This is a genomic window from Lentzea tibetensis, assembly GCF_007845675.1.
In the GTDB taxonomy this organism is placed as follows: Bacteria; Actinomycetota; Actinomycetes; order Mycobacteriales; family Pseudonocardiaceae; genus Lentzea; species Lentzea tibetensis.
Genome location: NZ_VOBR01000032.1, coordinates 64,120 through 84,590, shown reverse-complemented (window position 1 = coordinate 84,590; position 20,471 = coordinate 64,120). Strand labels below are relative to the sequence as shown.

Genomic DNA, 20,471 nt, shown 5'->3' with positions numbered 1-20,471 from the left:
TCCTCCCTCGGAGTGGCTTCACCCATTACTACGAGACGACGACCCCAAACTCATCGGCAACTCGAACAACGGGAACAGGTGCACGCCGAGGTAGGTCGACGTGCCGGTGATCAGGCCGTCCGAGATCTCGACGACGACCAGCGCGAACGGCTCGCCGTCCTGGTACTGCCCGAACGCCGGGCAGCCGTTGGCCGCGGTCAGGACGACCTGGGCGTTCTCGCAGGCCCTGTTCGGCGACATGAGCAGCGCCGCGCGGATGGTCTCGCGGCCGCGCAGCCAGTACGCGAACGGCGGCATCGTCATCGTCGCGTCCTCGTGCAGCAGCGACACGAGCGTCTCCACGTCGTACCGCTCGAACGCGCTCACGTACCGCGCGAACAGGTCCCGGTCGGACTCCTTCAACGGCCCCAGCGGTTTCGGCGCCTTCATCGTCGCTCGCGCGCGTTGCAGCGCGCTGTTCACCGATGCCGTCGTCGTGTCCAGCAGCTCGGCGACCTCGTCGGCCTTCCAGCACAGCACGTCGCGCAGGATCAGCACCGCGCGTTGCTTCGGCGCGAGGTGCTGGAGCGCCGCGACGAACGCGAGCCGGATCGTCTCCCGGTCGACCGCGGTGTCCGCCGGGTCCGGGATCGGTTGCACCCACGCGGTTTCCGGCAGCGGTTCGCCGATGTCACCGCCGCTGCTCGGGGGCGTCAGGTCCATCGCGACCGCCCGGCGCTGCGCGCTGCGGAGCATGTCGACGCAGACGTTCGTGGCGATCTTGTACAGCCAGGCGCGTTCGGTGCCCTTGGTGCCGTCGAAGGTGTGCCAGCCTCGGACGAGGGTCTCCTGCACCGCGTCCTCGGCCTCGAAGCCGCTGCCGAGCATGCGGTAGCAGTAGCCCGTCAGTTCGGCCCGATACCTGTCGTCCATGCCGGGAATTGTCGGTGTCGCATGTGATGCTGGCCGTGTGGTCTTCAACTTCGACGCTGAGCTGTGGATATGGGACGCGCGCCGCCATGACGCCTGGACGTTCGTGAGTCTGCCCGAGGGCGCGTCCGAGGAGATTCGCGAGCTGGCCGGTCCGCCGCGCGGGTTCGGGTCCGTGCGCGTGCGGGTGTCGGTGGGCGGCACCGCCTGGGCGACCTCGATCTTTCCGGACAAGGCGAGCGGTCGTTACGTGCTGCCCGTCAAACGCGCGGTGCGGACGGCCGAGAAGCTCGAGGCCGGTGACGTCGCGACCGTGTCCGTCGAGGTGGTGGTGTGACCGATCTCGTCTGGTACGTGAGCTACGGGTCGAACATGCACGCGGACCGGTTCGCCTGCTACCTCGAGGGAGGTGTTCCGGAGGGCGGGAACCGGCGCTATCCGGGGTGCCGTGACCCCACTCCGCCGCGGGCGGCCCGAGGCTGCTCGGCGCCCGGCGGGGTCTACTTCGCGACCACGTCGCCGGTGTGGGGCGGTGGGCGCGCTTTCTACGACCCCGGCTTACCCGGCGTCATGCACGGGCGCGCATACCTGGTCACCGCGGCGCAGTTCTCCGACGTGTGCGCGCAGGAGATGTACCGCGAGCCCGGTGTCGACCTCGATCTGGGCGAGGTGCTGGAGACCGGGCGGGCTCGGCTGGGGGAGGGGCGCTATGAGACGTTGGTGCGCCTCGGCGACGACTCCTGCCCGATGCTCACCTTCACCGCGCCCTGGTCGTTCGGCGACGAACCGCTCGTCGCGCCCTCCCTGCCGTACCTGCGCATGCTCGGGCGCGGGCTGATGGCGGCGCACGGGTGGAGCGCGCGAGAGGCGGCGGACCACCTCGCCTGGCTGCCCGGTGCTGCCGGTGCGTGGACGGCGGACGAGCTGGCGGAGGTGCTGTGAAATGCGTGGACGCTCCGTCCGCGGTGCTGGCAGCATCTGCGGAATGGGGGCACTACGAGTGATCAAGGGAGATGCGACGAGTCCGCAGGCCAAGGGGCCGAAGATCATCGCGCACGTCTGCAACGACCTCGGCGGCTGGGGCAAAGGTTTCGTGGTCGCCGTGTCGAAGCGGTGGCCTGAGCCGGAACGCGCCTACCGCGACTGGCACCGCGAGCGCGCGCACAACCACTTCGGGCTCGGCGGTACGCAGCTCGTGCAGGTCCGGCCGGACACGTGGGTGGCGAACATGGTCGGGCAGCACGGCATGAGGACCGGCAGCAAAGGCCCGCCGATCCGCTACGACGCGCTCGCGCGGTGTTTGGGTGTGCTCGCCGACCACGCCGTGCGGCTGGAGGCGAGCGTGCACATGCCGCGCATCGGGTGCGGTCTCGCGGGTGGACGGTGGGAGCTCGTCGAGCCGCTCATCGCGGACACCCTGCTGGCCCGTTCCGTGCCCACGACCGTGTACGACCACTGAGGTTCGGCCCCAGGTCCGATCCGGGATGCGTCGCACGCGCCTAGCGTCGATCACCATGAACAGGGTCATCGGTGGCGCATTGGTCGTGGGACCGTTGGTGTGGCTGGCGGGACTGGTGGTGCGGCACCTCGGCGTCGAGACGGCGGGCTTCTCGCCGGAGCAACGTGCCGCGTACTCGCAGCAACCCTTTGCGGCGCCTGAACAACTCGCGGCGTACGCGCACAACCCCGGCCTGGTGACGGCCGGGTACGCGTTGTTCGCCGCCGGTGTGGTCCTGATGTTCCCCGCGGTCGTGGCGTTCGCGCGGATGGTCGCGGTCCGGTCGCCGTGGCTCGCCGGGCTGGGCGGGACGGCGTTCGTGGCCGGCCTGTTCGCGCGGTGGTACTTCTCGGGCGTCGACCTGACGGCGTTCCGGCTCGTCGACACGCTCGGGCTGTCGCGCGCGACGGACATCGTCATGGGCAACTACGTGGAGCTGTCCTACGGGCTGTGGCGCGTCCCGGTTTCCGCGTCGGCGGGTTCGATCGTGGGTGGGGTGCTGCTCGCCATCGGTGCCTACCGGGCCGGTGTGCTCGGGCTGGTGCGGTGTGCGTTGCTGGTGTCGTACGCATGGGTGTTCATGGGGGTGCTCAAGGAAAGCGACCTGCTGACCGTGCTGCACGGTGGTGTGGCGGCGTGTCTGGTGTTCGTGCCGATCGGCGTGTCGATGCTGCGGCGCGACTACGTTGGAGAGCGTGCACCCGCGGCTCGTTGACGACGAAACCCTGGCCGGCTCTTCGGTTGTCGCCAACTGCGCGATGAACCGCGAACGCGGGCTCAGCAGCTATCAGCGCGAGCTGGGCATCGACGTGCTCGCGTCGGCCGGACGCAGTTGGGTCGACCTGTGCTGCGGCTCGGGCAAGGCGTTGCTGGAGGCCGCCGGTCGCGTGGAGAACGTGACCGGTGTCGACCTCGTCGGCCACTTCCACTCGGCGCCACCGCCCGGTGTCCGCTTCGTGACGGCGTCGGTGGACACGTGGGAGCTCGACGGGCCGGTCGACCTCGTGACGTGCGTGCACGGCGTGCACTACGTCGGCGACAAGCTCGGTCTGCTCGAACGCGCGGCGTCGTGGCTCGCGCCCGGCGGGCTGCTCGTGGCGAACTTCGAGGCGGTGAGCATCCGGCTGGGCGACGGGCTCGCCGCCGGACGCAGACTGACGAAAGCGTTGCGCGAAGCCGGGTTCAGCTACGACGGGCGGCGGCACCGGGTCCGTTTCACCGGGCCCGGCCGGCCGCGGCTGCCGTTCACCTACCTCGGCGCGGACGACCAGGCCGGCCCGAACTACACCGGACAGCCCGCGGTGCACTCGTACTACGACTGAGCCCAGGGACCGACTCCGCTGATCCGGTTGACCTTGATGTGGGTGATGAAACCGGGCGGCGGGTTGTCCATCGGCGGGAACTTCACGTCCGGGCCGAGGTAGGTGTGCGCGAGCTCCTGCAGCATCTCGGGCGCACCACCCTCGGTGATCGTGGCCGTGCCGTACACGACGAGGTACTCGTGCAGCCCGTACTCGTTGAGCTTGTCGGTCTCGATGGACAGCGCGACGCGGCTGTCGTTGCGCATGTTGCGGATCTTGCGCTGCTCCGCGAGGTGGCACGCGACGATCTCGTCGCCGTCGAGGCCGACCCAGACGATCGTCACCTGCGGGTTGCCGTTGGGCTCGAGGGTGACCAGGTGGGCGAGCCTGTTGGACTCCAACAGTTCGCGGGCGCTGTCGGGGATGGCGGTCATGCCGCCGAAGTTACGCCTCGCCGATCAGGTTCGCCTTGAGAGCGGTGAGGAACGAACGCCACGCCTGCGCTTCGACTGGAATGTGGCTGGTCGGGGCCTTGCTGTCGCGGATGCCGACGCCGTGGCCGACCTCGACGCAGTCCATGGCGTTCGCGCTGTAGCTGCTCTTGCGCCAGGTGGTCATCGGCGCCTCCTCAGGTCGCGAGCTCGGTGATCCTCCTTCGCGATTGTTCCGCATCCAAGGCGGTCCGATCGAGTGACGCCAAGACCTTCTTGTAGCCGTCGACGGAGTTCGACTCCTCGATGAACAGGCTGGAGTTCTCGCTCTCCAGGAACACCACTGGCTCGATCTTGTCGAACTTCATCGTGATGAACGGTCCCGCCAGCCCGGCGTGTGCGCCGACCTCGGTGGGCATCATTCGGATGGTGATGTACGGCCGCACCGACAGCCGGAGCAGGTGATGCAGCTGTGCGGACATCAGTTGCGCGCCGCCAGCCGGGAGGCGGAGGGCGAACTCATGGACGTAGAAGGTGCACTTGAGCTGTCGCCTGAACACCTCTTGCATGGCCAGACGCGCGGCCACTCGATCTTCGACCTCCGCAGCAGGCGCGGTTGCGCTCGCGAGGGTGATGGCGCGCATGTAGTCCGGGATCTGCAGGAGTCCTGGCACCAGCAGTGGCGACCAGCTGATGAACTCGGTCGCGGCGTTGAGGTGCTCGATGAACGTGCGCGGCATGATCGGGAGGCTGGCGCCGTGCTGTTGCCACCACCCTCGCACGTTCAGTTCGCGGAAGATCGTGACCAGGTGGTCGCGCTCCAGTGGGGGAGTTCGGCAGATGCCCAGCAGGAAACCGAGTTCGAGCTCGGTCGAGCCGCCCTTGCCGTTCACGAGGTCGGAGAGCTTGGCCTCGTCCCAGTCCAGCAACTGGCAGGCGGCGCGCGAGGTCAACCCGGCCGCCGCCAGAGTCGCGCGGACACCGTCACCGAACTCCCGTCCGCGCACCGTGGAGATTCGCCTTGGCATGGTGGAAAAGCTAGGGCGTGGCTTCACCTCCGCTCCATCGTTCGGGCCCAAGACAACCCGAACAGGCGTCTGTTTGGAAGGCTTCCGTGTTCCAGCATTGAGTGCATGACTCCGAGCGGAAGGTGTTGCAGCCGTGGCCGGTGACGTGCTGACCGACGACCTGTTGCGACTGTCGCTGCAGCGACTGTCCCAAGAGGTCCGCAAGGACGTTCCCGAGCTGGGGCCGGCGCTCGCCAGGCACATGCTCGGCACGTGCGGGCTGATCCCGGCGCACGAACGTGCCGAGCGCTACGCCGAGCTCGGCCAGTTCCTCCTCGATCTCGGCAACCTCTACCTGGCGGAGCGCGCGAACCTGCTCGAGGAAGGGTAGGACTGCCAGACCCGGGTTTCGCCGGATCTGGTTGCGCGCACGGAGTTCTTGCAGGCTCAGTGCCATGAGAACAGTGCTGATCACCGGTGGCGGCAGCGGCATGGGACTGGCCACCGCCCGCCTTCTGCTCGACAACGGCGACCGCGTCGTGCTCGCCGGACGCGACGCGGAACGCCTGTCGTCCGCCGCCAAGACGCTCGACGCGGGCGACCGCGTGCTGACCGTGCCTACGGACGTGGCGCGGGAAGATGACCTCGACAACCTGATGGCGCAGGTGCCCGGCAAGCTGGCCGGGGTGTTCGCGAACGCCGGTGTCTTCGACGGCGCCGTGTTCGAGACGAACGTGTTCGGCGTCTACCACACCGTGCGGAAAGCGGTGCCGCTGCTGGAGTCCGATGCCTCGATCGTGCTGAACGCGTCGTGGCTGGGGCACCGGGGGATGGCGATCGCGCCGCTGTACGCGGCGAGCAAGGCCGCGGTGGCGGGCATGGCGCGCACGCTGGCGGCAGAGCTGGCGCCGGTCCGGGTGAACTCGGTCAGTCCGGGCTTCATCGTGACGGACATGTTCCGCGCCAACGTGCCGACCGAGGAGTTCGCCGAGGCGTTGCGCGCGCAGGTTCCGGTGCGGCGGCTGGGCACGCCTGAGGAGGTCGCGGCGGTCGTGGCTTTCCTGCTGTCACCAGGTGCTTCCTACGTGACCGCGCAGGATCTCGTCGTCGACGGCGGAATGCTCGGCGCCGTTCCGGCAGTATGAAGTGATGACCGAACTGGGTGAGTTCCTCCGCGCACGCAGGGCCAAGCTGAACCCGGCGGACTTCGGCCTGCCCGGCGCCCGTCGCAGGGTGCCCGGCCTGCGGCGCGAGGAGCTCGCCCAGCTGGCGGGTATCAGCGCGGACTACTACACGCGCCTCGAACAGGGCCGCGCGACGAACGCGTCACCGTCGATACTCGACGCGCTCGGCCGGGTGCTGGGCCTGGACGCGGACGAGCGCGCGCACCTGACGCGGCTCGCTCACCCCGCCCGCGGACCGGTGCCGCAGGTGAAGGTGCGCCCGGCGTTGCGCTGGCTGCTGGACTCGCTGGAGAACGTGCCCGCGTTCGTGCTCGGCAGGCGGATGGACCTGCTGGCGTGGAACAGCCTGGCGGGCGCGTTGCTGCCGGACGCGCTGGCGCACGGCAACCTGATGCGCTTCATGTTCCTGGACCCGTTGGCGCGCAGCCTGTTCTCGCCGTGGGAGGAGTGCGCTCGCGAGAACGTCGCGTACCTGCGGCTGGACGCCGGGCACCACCCGGACGACCCCGCGCTGATGGCGCTCGTGGGTGAGCTGTCCATCAAGAGCGCCGACTTCCGGCGCTGGTGGGCCGAGCACCCGGTGCGGCGCAAGGCACCGGGGTTCAAGCGCGTCAGCCACCCGATGCTCGGCGAGCTGGAGGTGGCGACCGAGACGATGACCCTGCCGGACGGCGCGGTGCTGGTGACCTACACGCCCGAGCCGGGTTCGCCGTCGGCCGACGCCCTGCGGTTGCTGAGGACCCTGTCCGCTTCCTCGATGACGCTCGGCGACGCCGCCGGAGCCCAGGACCGGAACAGCTCGACGAAGTAGTCGCCGTACTTGTCGGCGATCTCCTGCGAGTGCTCGTACACGTCCAGCTCGTTGACGATGCTGAGGTCGATGAGGTCCCTGGTGTCGGCTTCGCCGAGCAGTTCGGTGCCACCGGTGAACCGGTTCGTGAGGACGCGGGTCGTCGCCAGCTCCGGCCACGTCACGTCGCGGTCGCACGCGCAGTAGCGGTAGATGAGGGTCTCCGCGGTTTCGCCGACCAGGTCGCGGATCTCGTCGCGCTCCGCCAGCTTCACGTCGAACCCGGCGGTGCCGTAGACGGCGTGCAGGAGACCCGCTTGCTGGACGTGCTCGGCGCAGCCCAGTTCCTTCAGCCGGTCGCGGATGCGGACCAGGTGCGCGTGGAGCGTGCCGCCGGGGTGGTCGATGTCCTTGGCGCCGTGGGCTTCGAGCCATGCCGTCATGTCGTGGTCTCCCATGCCTTCTTGCTGCGGTGCCGATCCAGGTCGCCCGCGGGCGCGGTGGTCCACCTGTCCTGCCGGGTCGCGGTGTGCCCGTCCGGGACGCTCGCGCAGTCCTCGAGGTGCGGGTGCTGCCGGACGATCTCGCCGAGGTAGGCGAGCCGCAGGTCGTCCGCCTCGTAGCGGCGCTCGTCCAGCACGTCGAACACGCCCTCGTCGTGCAGGACCCACAACGGTTTCCTGGTCCCGTCGACGATCGCCGCGGTGGTGAGCGCCCAGCTGTCCGGCCCGACCGGGAACGGAAAACCCGGTTCGAGCTCGCCGACGAGCCGCCAGCCGTCGGCGGGGTGCTCGGCGACCGGCAGCCACGCCCTGGCCTGGCGCCTGCTCTCGGCCTCCCACGGCCACTGGCCGTTCTTGTCCGGCCAGACCAGTTGCCGCACAGGCACTTCCTGGTGGTAGACGCGGTAGAGCGTGCCGAACAGCGGGTCGTGCCAGTCCGGGTGAACCGGGCGAAACCGCGTCTCGAAGCCGTCGATCACGCCGCGGAACGGTTCGTCGTCGGCGGGCTGTCCCACCTCGACGGACGCGTTGAGCCACTGCTGCATGTGCTGCCCGTCGAGCCCGAACATCACGATCTCGGGCCTGCGGAACGTGTGCCACAGGCCGACCGTGTACGCGAACTCGAACTCGCCGCCACCGACGCGCAGAACGCTCCAGCCGTGCTCGCGGATGTGGCCCACGATGGCGGCGTCCCGGCCAGGGGGCAGGTCTTCGCAGATCACGCACGTACAGGGCGGCACAGTTCGGACCTTAGTCAGGGTCTGGGCGGTTGCGCTGCGACTTCGGCCATGGCGTTGACCACGTTCGCGTCCCTTGAACGGGCCGAGGTGGAACAACCACCAAAAGGTGAGGGAAGGTCCGCGGAACCGCCATTAGGCTGACCGCATGGGGGAGTACGTACTACCGCTCGACGCCGAAGAAGCCGACCTGGCCACCGCAGGGGGCAAGGGCGCGTCGCTGGCCAAGCTCACGCGAGCGGGCCTCCCGGTCCCACCCGGCTTCCACATCACCACGCACGCCTACCGCGACCGCGAGACGAACCCGGCAGCGGTGGAGCACGCGATCAGAGACGCCTACCAGGGCGGCCCGGTGGCCGTCCGCTCGTCGGCAACGGCGGAAGACCTCCCCGACCTGAGCTTCGCGGGCCAGCACGACAGCTACCTGAACGTCACCGGCGCGGACGAGGTCGTGGCAGCGGTCAAGCGCTGCTGGGCTTCGCTGCACACCGAGCGGGCCGTCGAGTACCGCGAGCGCAACGGCATCGACGACGCGCACATGGCGGTCGTGGTGCAGGAGATGGTCCCGGCCGACGCGGCGGGTGTCGTGTTCACCGCCAACCCGGACACCGGAGCCACCGGCGAGACGGTGGTCAACGCCGGGTGGGGGCTCGGCGAGAGCCTGGTCAGCGGACACGTGACCCCGGACGTCTACGTCGTCAGGAACGGCGAGGAAGTCCGTCGTCAGGTCAACGACAGGCCGGTGCTCACCCGAGCGCGAACGGCTGAGCTCGCCGAGCTGGGCGAGCGCATCGAGCGTCTCCACGGGACGCACATGGACATCGAGTGGACCCTCCACAACGGACGGTTCCAGATCGTCCAGGCCAGGCCCATCACGAACTTCCAGGAGCGGTGGAACGACACCACCCTGGGTGACTTCCTGTGGACCAGCGTCAACCTCGGCGAAGCCGTGCCGAGCGTCATGACACCGATGACGTGGTCGCTGGTCAGGGTGTTGTCGCAGCAGGTGAAGATCGGCGGGTTCCCGGTCACCGGCAACATCGGCGGACGCTTCTACCTCAACCTCACCGTGTCGTCCTCGCTCGGGACCAGCAACACCGAGCTGCTCGGCCGGGTTCCCGAGCAGATCACGCCGCCGAAGCTGCCGGTGAGCAAGGTCAGCGTCATCACGTCGCTGCTGAAGTCCGCGCCGCCGCTCGCCAAGCAGGCCATCGCCTACCGCAGGCACCTCGACGACATGCTCGCCGAGACGCCGAAGAAGTGCGACGCGCTGCGAAAGAAGATCAAAGAGGCGACGAGCGAGGGCCAACTGGAGCAGCTCTGGCGGTCCGACGTGGAGGACCTGCTCCTCACCACGGCCAGGACGTTGGACGCAGGCGCCCGGACGGTCGCGCACCCCAAGGTCGCGGACCAGCTGAAGGAGCTGGTCGGCGAAGAGGACGCGATCACGCTGCTCACCGGACTCGGTGAGCTGGCCAGCCTCGGCCCGCTGATCGGGCTCGCCGAGCTGCGGCGCGGTGAGCTGGACCGGGACGCGTTCCTGCGCACCTGGGGACATCGCGGTCCGGACGAGTTCGAGGTGTCCGCGCCGCGACCAGGCGAGGACCCGCGGTGGGTCGACCGTCAGCTCGCCGCGGACCCCGAAGAACTGCTGCGACGGCAGGGCAAGACGCGCGACGAAGCCTGGCAGCGGCTGAAGGCAGCGCATCCCGGCAAGGCTGACAAGATCGCCAAGCAGCTCGACAAGGCGGCGGAGACGGCCAGGGCCAGGGAAGGCGCGCGGTCCGAGATGGTCCGCACGTTCTGGGTGTTCCGCGACTTCGTTCGCAGGGCGATGGAGCTGACGAACAACGACGACCTGTTCTTCCTCACGATCGACGAGCTGGTCGACTTCCTCACAACCAACCGCAAGCCTGACACCAGGTCCCGGAAAGCCGCGTACGAGCGGTACCAGGCGCTGCCGGTCTACCCGACTTTCATCCGCGGCCGATTCGATCCCGAGGCCTGGGCGAACGATCCCGCGAGCCGGAAGGACTTCTACGACGAGTCCGCGGAGCAGCAACCGGAAAGCGACGTCATCAAGGGTTTCCCCGGCATGTCCGGCGTCGTCGAGGGCACGGTCCGTGTTCTGTCCACAGTGGACGAAGGGTTGGAACCGGGTGAGATCCTGGTGACCGCGGTGACCAACGTCGGCTGGACGCCGCTGTTCCCGCGGGCGGCGGCGGTCGTCACGGACGTCGGCGCACCGCTGAGCCACGCGGCGATCGTCGCGCGGGAGCTGGGCATACCGGCCGTTGTGGGTTGCGGCAACGCCACGAGCAGGCTGTCCACCGGCGATCGGGTTCGGGTTGACGGATCGCGTGGAACGGTCACGATCCTCACCTAGGATCCACTGCCGTGACAGTTTCCGGGGTTCTGCGGACGCTGGCGCGCCTGAGCGCGTCCGAGCAACCGCAGCGCGTCCAGCTCGACCTCACCAAGACCGCGGGGCTCGTGTGGCTCGGCGAACACGAGCCGTCGTGGCGCGCGTTGACGCTGTCGCAGGAGCTGCCGCGGTGGACGCCCGTGCCGTGGACGGCGCGGCCCGGCCAGCGGGACGCCGTCGACCGGCTGGCGAGCTTCGACGCGCTGCACCAGGAAGACCGGTTGCTGCGGCTGGGTTTCGCGTTCCTCGCCGGGCCTGCGCAGATCGGCGGGCAGCGGCGGCGGGTGTGCCTGCCGCTGGTCTCGCGGCCGATCCGGCTGCACCACGCGGGCGGGCGGAGCTACGCCTACCACGTCGCCGGTGACGTCGCGATGTTCCCGCTGCTGGAGGACTGGGCGAAGTCCGCCGAGCTGGAGGCATCGCTGTCGTCCACCCGCGAGTGGGTCAGCAGGGTGCTGCACGCCTCCGGGTTCGGGGACGTGCCCGTCGTGGAGGAGATGGACCCGAGGAGCCTGATCTTCGGTGACCGGCTGGTCGCCGTGATGGGCTGCGGCGTGCACGCGGGTGAGCCCGTGGTCAGCACGGAGCACGGAGCAGCCCTGTACACCTGGGCGACGAAGCAGCACATCGACAAGACCGCGCTGGGAGCGCTGTACGACACGCTGGAGCCCGTCGAGGAGGACGACGCCGAGCTCAACGCGGCGCTGCCGCTGAGCCCCAGCCAGCAGGCCGCGGTGCGGACGGCGCGCGCGGCGAAGATCACCGTGGTCGGTGGGCCTCCCGGCAGCGGCAAGACGCACACCCTCGCCGCGCTCGCGCTGGACGCCGTCGCCGCCGGACGTTCGGTGCTGCTGGCGAGCCGCACCCGCAACGCGGCGGACGTGCTCGGCGCCGCGCTGCGCAAGGCGGGCGGACCGGTGCCGATCCTGTTCGGTGACTCCGAGCTGCGGCAGGAGATGGCGCGGGAGCTCAGCGACGGGCTCAGCGCGACGACCAAGCGCGGCGAGCTGGACGAGCTCGACCGCGTGCGGACGGCGGCGAACGCCGCGGTCACCAGGGTCGAACGCGCCGCGGGGAAGGCACTGCGCGACGAGGAGCTCGCCGAACAGGCGCGCAAGCAGCAGACGCTGATGCCCGCGCACCGCGAGGTGGCGCCGGGTGCGTTCGGCGCCGACACGGACTTCGAGCGGCTGCACGAGCTGCTGTGCACGCGCACCGGCCTGCTCGCGAACCTGCGGACCCGCTGGGCGCTCTCCCGAGCGCGCTCACTCACCGACGCGGGCAAGGACGTCAGCCGCGAGGACCTCGAAGCCGCGATCAAGGCGGCTGAGCAGTCCGCCGCGCACGTCCGGATCGCGGCCAACGACGGGACGAAGCTCACGGAGCTCAGAGACCTGCTGGCCGAGGAGGACGCCGGCAGCCACCGGGAGACGGCCGCGTGGCTGAGGACGCTCGCGGTGAGCAGGCGTGGTGCGGGTCCGCGCCGGGCGGTCGCGGCACTCGCGACGGCGCTGCGGTCCGGCCGCGCCGCCCGCCGCCGCGCGCTCGCGGACATCAAACCCGAGGACCTGCTGGAGGCGCTGCCGCTGTGGGTGGGCACGCTGGCGGACGTCGAGGACATCCTGCCCCCGGTGCCCGGCATGTTCGACCTCGTGATCATCGACGAGGCGAGCCACGTCGACCAGCCGCTGGCCGCGCCCGCGCTGCTGCGCGGCAAACGCGCCGTGATCGGTGGTGACCCGCGGCAGCTGCGGCACGTGTCGTTCGTCAGCGACGACGCCGTGCGCGACGCGCTGAAAGCCGAAGGCACGCAAGCGCTTTCCGACCGCCTGGACGTGCCGAAGGTGAGCCTCTTCGACGCCGCGGCGACGACCGCGGGCGTGCACTGGCTGACCGAGCACCACCGCTGCGCGCCGCACCTGATCGGCTTCGCCGCGACCCGGTTCTACGAGGGCAGGATCGCGCTGCTCACCACGCACCCGTCGATCGCGGACGTCGACTGCATCGACACCGAGCGCGTCGAGGGCAGCCGCGACAAGAAGGGCGTCAACGCGGTCGAGGTCGATGCCGTGCTCGCCCACCTGAAGAAGCGCATCTCCAGCGGCGTGCGCTCGATCGGCGTGGTCACGCCGTTCCGCGCGCAGGCCGACGCGCTGGAGGAGGCGCTGCTCGACCAGCTCAGCCTCGACGAGATCACGACCGGTGGCGTGCGCGTCGGCACCGTGCACGGCGTGCAGGGCTCGGAGTTCGACGAGGTCGTGATCAGCCTCGCGCTGGCCGACGCGGACCGGCCGAACGTGTGGCGCTTCGCCAACGACCGCAACCTGCTGGCCGTGCTCACCACGCGCGCCCGCAGGCTGGTGCACGTGATCACCTCGGCGACGGAGCCGCCTGGGCTGGTGGGTGAGTACCTGCGGCACGCGGCCGTCCCACCGACCGAGACCGCGGGCACCGAACCGTCGGACGAGTGGACCACACGGCTTGCCGCCGAACTGACCACCGCGGGCCTCACCGTGCGGACGGGTTACCCGGTCGGGCAGTGGCGCGTCGACCTGGTCGTGGGCGAGCGCGAGGCGGCCGTCGCGCTGGAGACCAGGCCGCACGTGGACGGCTCGCGTGCGCATCTGGCCAGGTGGCGGGCGTTGCGCGGAGCGGGTTGGCTGGTGCACGACGCGTTCGCCAGCAGGTTCGGACATGATCCCGTCAAGGCTGCGGTGCAACTGGCTCAGGAGCTCCCAAGCAGTGGGAACCCTGTCCAGCTAGGGAGATGACCGGTAAACTGGGCGGCCGAGGTCGAGAGGCGCTGCAACGGACCGGGTGGTCCGCCACGCTCGACCTGGGTCTTTCCAGCTGCAAGGGCGCCTCCCACAACGGGAGGTGACGGATGCGCAAGCTTCGGGAACTGCTCGACCAGCGGATCGCCGTGCTGGACGGTGCATGGGGCACGATGCTGCAGGGCGCCGGGCTCAGCCCGGACGACTACCACGTGCCGGACCACACGCACGACACCGCCGGTGATCCGGACCTGCTGAACATCACGCGGCCGGACGTCATCCTCGACGTGCACCGCCAGTACCTCGCCGCGGGCGCGGACATCACCACGACGAACACGTTCACCGCGACGTCGATCGGCCAGGCCGACTACGGCCTCGAGTCGCGCGTCCGCGAGATGAACCTGCGCGGCGCGCAGCTCGCCAGGCAGGCCGCCGACGAGTTCGGCGACCGGTTCGTCGCGGGCTCCATCGGACCGCTGAACGTCACGCTGTCGCTGTCGCCGCGCGTCGAGGACCCGGCCTACCGCGCCGTGACGTTCGAGCAGGTCTTCGACTCGTACGCGGAGCAGATCTCGGCGCTCGCCGAGGGCGGCGTCGACCTGCTCCTGATCGAGACGATCTTCGACACGCTGAACTGCAAGGCCGCCATCGCCGCCGCGCGCGAAGTGGCACCCGAGCTGCCGCTGTGGATCTCGGTGACGATCGTCGACCTGAGCGGCCGGACGCTCTCCGGCCAGACCGTCGAGGCGTTCTGGCGGTCCATCGAGCACGCGAAGCCGCTGGTCGTGGGCGTGAACTGCTCGCTGGGTGCCGAGGAGATGCGCCCGCACGTCGCCGACCTCGCGCGGCTGGCCGACACCTACGTCGCCTGCCACCCCAACGCCGGCCTGCCCAACGCGTTCGGCGGCTACGACGAGACCCCGGACGAGACCGCGAAGCTGCTCGCGGACTTCGCGGGCCAGGGCATGGTCAACATCGTCGGTGGCTGCTGCGGCACGACGCCCGCGCACATCGAGCAGATCGCGCTGGCCGCCAAGGACTACACGCCTCGTGTGGTGGCAGAACCGCTGGCGCGCACCAGGTTCAGCGGGCTGGAGCCGTTCGAGATCGGCCCGGACACCGGCTTCGTGATGATCGGCGAGCGCACGAACGTCACGGGCTCGGCGAAGTTCCGCAGGCTGATCGAGTCCGACGACTACCAGACCGCGGCGGACGTCGCGCTGGAGCAGGTGCGCGGCGGCGCGAACCTGCTGGACGTCAACATGGACGCCGACCTGCTCGACAGCGTGCGGGCGATGACCACGTTCCTCAACCTGATCGCGACCGAGCCCGAGATCGCGCGCATCCCGATCATGGTCGACAGCTCCCGGTGGAGCGTGCTCGAGGCCGGGCTGAAGTGCGTGCAGGGCAAGGGAGTCGTCAACTCGATCAGCCTCAAGGAGGGGCCGGAGCCGTTCCTGGAGCAGGCGCGGCGCATCCGCTCGTACGGCGCTGGCGTCGTCGTGATGGCGTTCGACGAGAAGGGCCAGGCCGACACCTGCGAGCGCAAGGTCGAGATCTGCGCGCGCGCCTACGACCTGCTCACCTCGCAGGCGGGATTCCCCGCCGAGGACATCATCTTCGACCCCAACGTGCTCGCCGTCGCCACCGGCATCGACGAGCACAACGGGTACGCCAAGGCGTTCATCGACGCGATCCCGCTGATCAAGCAGCGATGTCCCGGCGTGCGGATCAGCGGCGGCATCTCGAACCTGTCGTTCTCCTTCCGCGGCAACGACATCGTCCGCGAGGCGATGCACTCCGCGTTCCTGCTGTACGCGGTGCGCGCGGGCCTGGACATGGGCATCGTCAACGCCGGCCAGCTCGCGGTCTACCAGGACATCCCCGCAGACCTGCTGGAGCTCGTCGAGGACGTGCTGTTCGACCGCCGCCCGGACGCGACCGAGCGTCTCGTCGAGTTCGCGTCGAGGGTCAGCGGCCGCGGCAAGAAGCGCGAGATCGACCTCTCGTGGCGCGAGGGGGACGTCTCGTCGCGGCTCGCACACGCACTGGTGCACGGCATCGTGGACTTCATCGAGGCCGACGCCGAGGAGGCGCGGCTGGAGATGGCGCGCCCGCTCGACGTGATCGAGGGTCCGCTGATGGACGGCATGAAGATCGTCGGCGACCTGTTCGGCGCGGGCAAGATGTTCCTGCCGCAGGTGGTGAAGAGCGCCCGCGTGATGAAGCGCGCGGTGGCGCACCTCGAGCAGTACATGTCGAAGGCCGAGGGGCACCGCAACGGCAAGGTCGTGCTCGCGACCGTCAAGGGCGACGTGCACGACATCGGCAAGAACATCGTCGGCGTTGTACTGGGCTGCAACAACTACGAGGTGATCGACCTCGGCGTGATGGTGCCCGCGTCCGTCGTGCTGGACACGGCGGTCGCCGAAGGTGCTGACGCCGTGGGGCTTTCCGGCCTGATCACGCCGTCGCTGGACGAGATGGTGTCGGTGGCGGGGGAGATGCAGCGGCGCGGCCTGAAGCTGCCGCTGCTGATCGGTGGCGCCACGACGTCGCGCCAGCACACCGCCGTCCGCATCGCTCCGGCCTACGACGGGTCGATCGTGCACGTGCTGGACGCGTCCCGCGTCGTCGGCGTGGTGTCCGATCTGCTGGATCCCACCCGCGGCCCGGACCTCGACTCGCGCAACCGCGTCGAGCAGGAGACGTTGCGGGAGCAGCACTCCTCACGTCAGCAACGGCCGTTGCTCGCCGTGGAAGCCGCGCGCGCGAACCGCGAGGTCGTCTCGTTCGACGCCCTGCCGACGCCGGACTTCACCGGAGTGCGCGTGCTGCACCCGGACCTGGCCGAGCTGCGCGCGATGATCGACTGGCAGTTCTTCTTCCTGGCGTGGGAGCTGAAGGGCAAGTACCCGGCGATCCTGCAGCAGCCCGCCGCGCGCGAGCTGTTCGACGACGCGCAGACGTTGTTCGACCAGATCATGCCGTCGCTGTCGGCCGTCGGCGCGTACGGCTTCTGGCCCGCGCACTCCGAAGGCGACGACATCATCGTGGACGGCAGGCGGTTGCCGATGCTGCGCCAGCAGACGTCGAAGCCGCTGGAGCGCCCGAACCGCTGCCTGTCGGACTACATCGCGCCGGCCGACGACTTCCTGGGCGGCTTCGCCGTCGCGATCCACGGCGCGGAAACGCTTGCGGCTGCTTACGACGCCGACAACGACCCGTACCGGTCGATCATGGTGAAGGCACTGGCCGACCGGCTCGCCGAGGCGTTCGCCGAGTACATCCACCTGGAGGCGCGGCGGGCGTGGTTCGAGCCCGGCGCGACGCCCGACCTGGCAGACCTGCACGCGGAACGGTTCCGCGGCATCCGCCCCGCGCTCGGCTACCCGGCGTCGCCCGACCACAGCGAGAAGCGGGAGCTGTTCGACCTGCTGGACGCCGAACGGCTGGGCATGGCGCTGACGACGTCCTTCGCGATGACACCCGCCGCGAGCGTGAGCGGGCTGATCTTCGCGCATCCGGCTTCGCGGTACTTCACCGTGGGGCGGATCGGCCGCGACCAGGTCACCGACTACGCCGAGCGGCGCGGGATGCCGCTGGACGAGGTCGAGCGCTGGCTGCGGCCGAACCTGGCCTACGAGCCGAGCTGATCGCGGCGGGCCCTCCAGACCGTGGCTAGCTCTTCTCCTTGAGCTTGCGCCAGCCGCCCGCGCGGTTGTTCGCGATGATGTGCTGGAACATGGCCTGGAGGGCGCCGGCGTTGATCGTCTCGCCCTGCCTGAACGCCACCGTGCGCGCCGTCTTGTTGTCGTGGCCCGCGGTGATGATGCCCTCGGGGTCGGGGATGATCGCGCCGTCGTACAGGAACACGTTGACGTGGGTCTTCGCCGCGAGCAGGGCGCAGATGTTGCCCTGGAGCACGAAGTACGGGCGGTTCGTGAACTTGATGGTCTCCTCGACCTCGGGGTCTGCGGCGTGGACCAGGTCGCGGACCTCCCGGCAGATGGCCTGCTGCCACTGCGGGAGCGCGTCGATGTAGGCGTCTACGCGCGGGTCGGCGGTGTACGTCATGGCTGGTCCTCCACGGCTCGGTTCACTCTGCACCGGTACGTAGAAGCCGGCCACCGGATCTCGACATCACCCCGGCGGCGGCGACCACGTGCATGTTGAAGGCGATCACGACCGTATGGCGGGTACTCGGTCGCATGGGGGTGGAACAGCCGAAACGGCTCGAGCGGCGGCCAGCAGGTCGGTCTCGCGGCCGTGCCTCGCCACCACCTGCAGGCCGACCGGGCAGCCGTGCTCGTCGAACCCCGCCGGGATGCTGATCGCGGGGTGGCCGCTGAGGTTGAACGCCCACGTCAGGCTCGTGCTCATCCGCTGCCCCGGCCCTTCGTGGCCGTGCGGCGGGCAGGGCGTCGTCGGCGTGAGGAGCAGGTCCGCGTCCGCGAAGAGCTCGGCCAGGCGCCGGTTGTTCTCGTCGCGCACGGTCGTCGGCTCGTGGGCGCGTGCGGCGAACCACGCCGGTTCCGGGTCGAGCAGGCTGAAATCCGTGTCTTCTGGCGCCAGTGCTCGCGCACGGGCTCTCGCTGTGGCCGCTTGTACCGGGTCGGTGTCCGCGAAGCCGAGGTCCGCGGACCAGACGGCCTTGGGGCTGCTCGTCGGCTCACCGAGGTCGCGGCCGAGCACGACCTCCAGGTAGCGGGCCGCGTCGTCCGGGTGCCGAGCCAGCGGGCCTGCCGCGGCGAGGTCGTTCTCCGCCCGATCGGGCAGTGCGCCAGCGGTCACCTTCAGTCCGAGGACTCCGCACCACGCGGCCGGGATGCGCAGCGATCCCGCGCCGTCGACACCCGTCGCGAGCGGCACCACGCCCGCCGCGACCGCTGCCGCCGAGCCAGCCGAGGAACCGCCGGGTGTGCGGTCGGGGCACCAGGGGTTGCGGGTGGGGCCCTGGTCGTTGCGTCCCCAGGTCTGCCACGGCGTCGACGGGCCGGGCACCGTTGTCGTGCCGAGCGGGACGCATCCCGCTCGCACGAGTCGTTCGCGCTGGAGCTTTCGTTCGCCCTGCTTGACCCCGATCGGCACTCCGGCCAGTGGCAGGTGCTCGCCTCGGGCGATCCGGCGGTCGATCTCATTCGCTTGGTGCAGCGCGCTTTCGCGGTCGACGTGGTGGAACGCGCGCAGCTCCGGTTCGACCTTCTGCAGGCGCTCCAACGCTTTTCGCGTTACCTCGACCGCTGTCGTGGCGCCGCTGTTGACCGTCGCGGCGATGTCCACCGCGTTCAGATCGCGGACTCCCGCCCGAATGCGCAAGGTGGTGCCCGTCAGCCCACCGGCAGCGGCCGGGGCGGCACCGGGGTGGCGACCACGATGGACGTGGTGGTCTGCCCGTACATGAGGAACCGGTCGAGCACCTCTTCGAGCTTGTCGACGGCCGCCGCGTGCACCTTGATCAGGAAGCAGTCCTCACCCGTGATGCGGTGACATTCGCTGACCTGGGGGAGTGCCGCGGCGAGCTCCGCGATCTTGGGCAGCTGTCCGGGGGCCGGGCGGACCCTGGCGAACGCGGTCACCGGCAGGCCGAGCGCGACGGGATCGACCTCCATCCGGTAGCCGGTGATGACGCCTGCCCGTTCGAGCCGTTGGACCCGTTCGGTGACCGCCGGTGCGCTCATGCCCACGCGGCGGGCGAGCGCGGACATCGTGATGCGCGGATCGGCGTGCAACTCGCTGAGCAGCCGCCGGTTGACCTCGTCGAGCAGCGCGTTCGCACCGCTGAAGGCGGAAGTGCCGTTCTGTCGTTGTTCTGCAGGCAACTCGATGCTCCTACCTTCAGATGGCCATGTACTTCGCTCTCTGCTCCTACAAGCATGACACCAGAACATTCGGAGAGAGGAAACTCGCATGGCAAGTCGCATCGTCTCGCTTCCCATCGACTGCGCCGACCCGGAGTTGCTGGCGGCGTTCTGGGCCCAGGTGCTCGGCTGGCCGATCACCAAACGCGGTGGTTACGGGGTCACCATCGGGCCGTCGGCAGGCCCGTTCGAGATCGACTTTCGGGTCGTGCCGGACGCCGGGAAGGTGGTGAAGAACCGGCTGCACCTGGACATCAACCCCACCGACCGCGACCAGGAAGCCGAGCTGACGCGGTTGCGGGCGCTCGGCGCCGTGCCCGTCGACGTCGGCCAGGGCGACGTCAGCTGGCACGTGCTCGCGGATCCGGAGGGCAACGAGTTCTGCCTGTGCCGCGCCAGGGTCGACCCCTGACGAACGTCGTGGCTGCTCGCGGTCCCAGAATGGGCACGTGAAATGGACACGCGCGGTGCACCACCTGACGGAGCTCACGGAGAAGTGCGCCGGGCTGGACGGTTCGTTCTTCCGCTTCCAGGTGGTCGAACTGTGGGCCGTCGGCGACCTGCTCGACGTTCCGCGCGACCTCGACGGCATCGAGGTCGCGCTGGTGACCGACCTGCCGGTCGACGAGGTGCCGTGGCTCACCGAGCCCGTCGGCGCGGAGCACTGGGCGAACGCCACCCGCTTGTCGCGCAACCCGATCACGCCGTTCTGGCGGTCGGCGGGCGCACCGGTGTGGAACCACCGCATCGAACGCCCCGCGCTGGTCTGGAGCGCGGCCGACGGCATCGCCGAGGAAGCGCTGGTCGCGCTGTCCGACGGCGCGGGTGAACTGGTCCGCCAGGCCGCGCCGTCACCCGAGGAGCTGCACAAGCGCGTCGAGGACGAGTTCGCGGTGAGCCTCGCCGCGCTGCGCCGGGAGAACCAGGCCTACACCGACCACCGCTGGAGCCCCGGCAAGCTCACCCCGTACTCCGACGCGCTCTGGCGCACCACCACCGGGTACCTCGACCTGCTGGACGTGGTAGCAACTACCAATAAAGGTTGAATCCT

The 20,471-nt window shown here is 69.8% G+C and carries 21 protein-coding genes, 1 pseudogene and 1 riboswitch; of the genes and pseudogenes, 13 read left to right on the top strand and 9 right to left on the bottom strand.

What is annotated here, in order from left to right; genetic code table 11:
• Positions 1-18 precede the first annotated feature (18 nt).
• Positions 19-912: a sigma-70 family RNA polymerase sigma factor gene (locus FKR81_RS35665; protein WP_235922056.1), complete on the bottom strand. Its 894-nt coding sequence runs from the start codon at positions 910-912 to the stop codon at positions 19-21.
• Here FKR81_RS35665 and FKR81_RS35660 point away from each other — a divergent pair.
• The 5 genes from FKR81_RS35660 to FKR81_RS35640 are packed head-to-tail and all read left to right on the top strand — an operon-like array spanning position 911 to position 3,729.
• Positions 911-1,246 (top strand): DUF1905 domain-containing protein, encoded by a 336-nt coding sequence (locus FKR81_RS35660; RefSeq protein ID WP_407936572.1) that lies wholly within the window; start codon positions 911-913, stop codon positions 1,244-1,246. The genes FKR81_RS35665 and FKR81_RS35660 overlap by 2 nt on opposite strands.
• On the top strand, positions 1,243-1,851 hold the full coding sequence (locus FKR81_RS35655) for a histone deacetylase (protein WP_146358631.1): 609 nt from the start codon (positions 1,243-1,245) through the stop codon (positions 1,849-1,851). The genes FKR81_RS35660 and FKR81_RS35655 overlap by 4 nt, the downstream gene beginning before the upstream one ends.
• A 43-nt stretch (positions 1,852-1,894) precedes the next feature.
• Positions 1,895-2,368, top strand: a complete 474-nt coding sequence (locus FKR81_RS35650; RefSeq protein ID WP_146358630.1) for a macro domain-containing protein — start codon at positions 1,895-1,897, stop codon at positions 2,366-2,368.
• Positions 2,369-2,423: 55 nt separating this feature from the next.
• The gene (locus FKR81_RS35645) at positions 2,424-3,122 is read left to right on the top strand and encodes a hypothetical protein (RefSeq protein ID WP_146358629.1); all 699 of its coding nucleotides are present in this window, start codon (positions 2,424-2,426) and stop codon (positions 3,120-3,122) included.
• Positions 3,103-3,729 carry a class I SAM-dependent methyltransferase gene (locus FKR81_RS35640; protein WP_235922047.1) on the top strand — a complete coding sequence of 209 codons (627 nt, stop codon included), beginning with the start codon at positions 3,103-3,105 and terminating at the stop codon, positions 3,727-3,729. Before FKR81_RS35645 ends, FKR81_RS35640 begins: the two co-directional genes overlap by 20 nt.
• Here the strand turns inward: FKR81_RS35640 and FKR81_RS35635 are convergent.
• From FKR81_RS35635 to FKR81_RS35625, 3 genes are read right to left on the bottom strand one after another with little or no spacing between them, the layout of a single operon-like run.
• Positions 3,720-4,142 (bottom strand): PPOX class F420-dependent oxidoreductase, encoded by a 423-nt coding sequence (locus tag FKR81_RS35635; protein WP_146358628.1) that lies wholly within the window; start codon positions 4,140-4,142, stop codon positions 3,720-3,722. The two genes, FKR81_RS35640 and FKR81_RS35635, sit on opposite strands and share 10 nt — an antisense overlap.
• Positions 4,143-4,152: 10 nt before the next feature.
• Positions 4,153-4,326 (bottom strand): DUF397 domain-containing protein, encoded by a 174-nt coding sequence (locus FKR81_RS35630; protein ID WP_146358627.1) that lies wholly within the window; start codon positions 4,324-4,326, stop codon positions 4,153-4,155.
• Positions 4,327-4,336: 10 nt separating this feature from the next.
• Positions 4,337-5,218, bottom strand: coding sequence for a DUF5753 domain-containing protein (locus FKR81_RS35625; RefSeq protein WP_146358626.1), 882 nt, complete (start codon positions 5,216-5,218; stop codon positions 4,337-4,339).
• 82 nt (positions 5,219-5,300) lie between these two features.
• Between FKR81_RS35625 and FKR81_RS35620 the strand changes: the two genes are divergently transcribed.
• The 3 genes from FKR81_RS35620 (at position 5,301) to FKR81_RS35610 (ending at position 7,141) form a co-directional block, all read left to right on the top strand.
• A complete protein-coding gene (locus tag FKR81_RS35620; RefSeq protein WP_146358625.1) occupies positions 5,301-5,537 on the top strand; it encodes a hypothetical protein in 237 nt (78 codons plus the stop codon).
• 64 nt (positions 5,538-5,601) lie between these two features.
• On the top strand, positions 5,602-6,291 hold the full coding sequence (locus tag FKR81_RS35615) for an SDR family NAD(P)-dependent oxidoreductase (protein WP_146358624.1): 690 nt from the start codon (positions 5,602-5,604) through the stop codon (positions 6,289-6,291).
• A 4-nt stretch (positions 6,292-6,295) separates the two neighbouring features.
• The gene (locus tag FKR81_RS35610; protein WP_146358623.1) at positions 6,296-7,141 is read left to right on the top strand and encodes a helix-turn-helix transcriptional regulator; all 846 of its coding nucleotides are present in this window, start codon (positions 6,296-6,298) and stop codon (positions 7,139-7,141) included.
• 179 nt (positions 7,142-7,320) lie between these two features.
• Here the strand turns inward: FKR81_RS35610 and FKR81_RS45880 are convergent.
• A pseudogene (locus tag FKR81_RS45880) lies at positions 7,321-7,563 on the bottom strand (DUF6817 domain-containing protein); the annotation flags it as partial.
• Positions 7,560-8,345: a DUF4262 domain-containing protein gene (locus FKR81_RS35600; RefSeq protein WP_186763370.1), complete on the bottom strand. Its 786-nt coding sequence runs from the start codon at positions 8,343-8,345 to the stop codon at positions 7,560-7,562. The gene FKR81_RS35600 and the pseudogene FKR81_RS45880, both read right to left, overlap by 4 nt.
• A gap of 163 nt (positions 8,346-8,508) precedes the next feature.
• On the opposite strand from FKR81_RS35600, the gene FKR81_RS35595 reads away from it, so the two are divergent.
• The 3 genes from FKR81_RS35595 to metH all read left to right on the top strand — a co-directional run bounded on the left by FKR81_RS35595 (position 8,509) and on the right by metH (position 17,215).
• Complete coding sequence (locus tag FKR81_RS35595) at positions 8,509-10,746, top strand: PEP/pyruvate-binding domain-containing protein (protein ID WP_146358621.1); 2,238 nt, start codon at positions 8,509-8,511, stop codon at positions 10,744-10,746.
• An 11-nt stretch (positions 10,747-10,757) separates the two neighbouring features.
• Positions 10,758-13,556 carry an AAA domain-containing protein gene (locus tag FKR81_RS35590; protein ID WP_146358620.1) on the top strand — a complete coding sequence of 933 codons (2,799 nt, stop codon included), beginning with the start codon at positions 10,758-10,760 and terminating at the stop codon, positions 13,554-13,556.
• Between the two features lie 18 nt (positions 13,557-13,574).
• Positions 13,575-13,656: riboswitch (S-adenosyl-L-homocysteine riboswitch) on the top strand.
• A gap of 13 nt (positions 13,657-13,669) precedes the next feature.
• Complete coding sequence (gene metH, locus FKR81_RS35585; RefSeq protein WP_146358619.1) at positions 13,670-17,215, top strand: methionine synthase; 3,546 nt, start codon at positions 13,670-13,672, stop codon at positions 17,213-17,215.
• A 25-nt stretch (positions 17,216-17,240) separates the two neighbouring features.
• Here metH and FKR81_RS35580 read toward each other — a convergent pair whose 3' ends face one another.
• From FKR81_RS35580 to FKR81_RS35570, 3 genes are all read right to left on the bottom strand, one after another.
• Positions 17,241-17,636: a DUF1801 domain-containing protein gene (locus tag FKR81_RS35580; RefSeq protein ID WP_146358618.1), complete on the bottom strand. Its 396-nt coding sequence runs from the start codon at positions 17,634-17,636 to the stop codon at positions 17,241-17,243.
• A 105-nt stretch (positions 17,637-17,741) separates the two neighbouring features.
• A complete protein-coding gene (locus FKR81_RS35575) occupies positions 17,742-18,878 on the bottom strand; it encodes an amidase (RefSeq protein ID WP_328593180.1) in 1,137 nt (378 codons plus the stop codon).
• An 11-nt stretch (positions 18,879-18,889) separates the two neighbouring features.
• Positions 18,890-19,381: an Lrp/AsnC family transcriptional regulator gene (locus tag FKR81_RS35570; RefSeq protein ID WP_235922045.1), complete on the bottom strand. Its 492-nt coding sequence runs from the start codon at positions 19,379-19,381 to the stop codon at positions 18,890-18,892.
• A gap of 88 nt (positions 19,382-19,469) precedes the next feature.
• Here FKR81_RS35570 and FKR81_RS35565 point away from each other — a divergent pair, with 88 nt between their 5' ends.
• Both FKR81_RS35565 and FKR81_RS35560 read left to right on the top strand, forming a co-directional pair.
• On the top strand, positions 19,470-19,832 hold the full coding sequence (locus FKR81_RS35565; RefSeq protein ID WP_146358615.1) for a VOC family protein: 363 nt from the start codon (positions 19,470-19,472) through the stop codon (positions 19,830-19,832).
• A gap of 37 nt (positions 19,833-19,869) precedes the next feature.
• On the top strand, positions 19,870-20,466 hold the full coding sequence (locus FKR81_RS35560) for a DUF7711 family protein (RefSeq protein WP_146358614.1): 597 nt from the start codon (positions 19,870-19,872) through the stop codon (positions 20,464-20,466).
• The last annotated feature ends 5 nt before the right edge of the window (positions 20,467-20,471 follow it).

Coding starts and splice junctions, on each gene's coding strand:
- FKR81_RS35565 (WP_146358615.1), top strand. CDS start 19,470: ATGGCAAGTCGCATCGTCTCGCTTCCCATCGACTGCGCCGACCCGGAG.
- FKR81_RS35650 (WP_146358630.1), top strand. CDS start 1,895: ATGGGGGCACTACGAGTGATCAAGGGAGATGCGACGAGTCCGCAGGCC.
- FKR81_RS35610 (WP_146358623.1), top strand. CDS start 6,296: ATGACCGAACTGGGTGAGTTCCTCCGCGCACGCAGGGCCAAGCTGAAC.
- FKR81_RS35645 (WP_146358629.1), top strand. CDS start 2,424: ATGAACAGGGTCATCGGTGGCGCATTGGTCGTGGGACCGTTGGTGTGG.
- FKR81_RS35630 (WP_146358627.1), bottom strand. CDS start 4,326: ATGACCACCTGGCGCAAGAGCAGCTACAGCGCGAACGCCATGGACTGC.
- FKR81_RS35595 (WP_146358621.1), top strand. CDS start 8,509: ATGGGGGAGTACGTACTACCGCTCGACGCCGAAGAAGCCGACCTGGCC.
- FKR81_RS35615 (WP_146358624.1), top strand. CDS start 5,602: ATGAGAACAGTGCTGATCACCGGTGGCGGCAGCGGCATGGGACTGGCC.
- FKR81_RS35580 (WP_146358618.1), bottom strand. CDS start 17,636: ATGACGTACACCGCCGACCCGCGCGTAGACGCCTACATCGACGCGCTC.
- metH (WP_146358619.1), top strand. CDS start 13,670: ATGCGCAAGCTTCGGGAACTGCTCGACCAGCGGATCGCCGTGCTGGAC.
- FKR81_RS35635 (WP_146358628.1), bottom strand. CDS start 4,142: ATGACCGCCATCCCCGACAGCGCCCGCGAACTGTTGGAGTCCAACAGG.
- FKR81_RS35665 (WP_235922056.1), bottom strand. CDS start 912: ATGGACGACAGGTATCGGGCCGAACTGACGGGCTACTGCTACCGCATG.
- FKR81_RS35660 (WP_407936572.1), top strand. CDS start 911: ATGCCGGGAATTGTCGGTGTCGCATGTGATGCTGGCCGTGTGGTCTTC.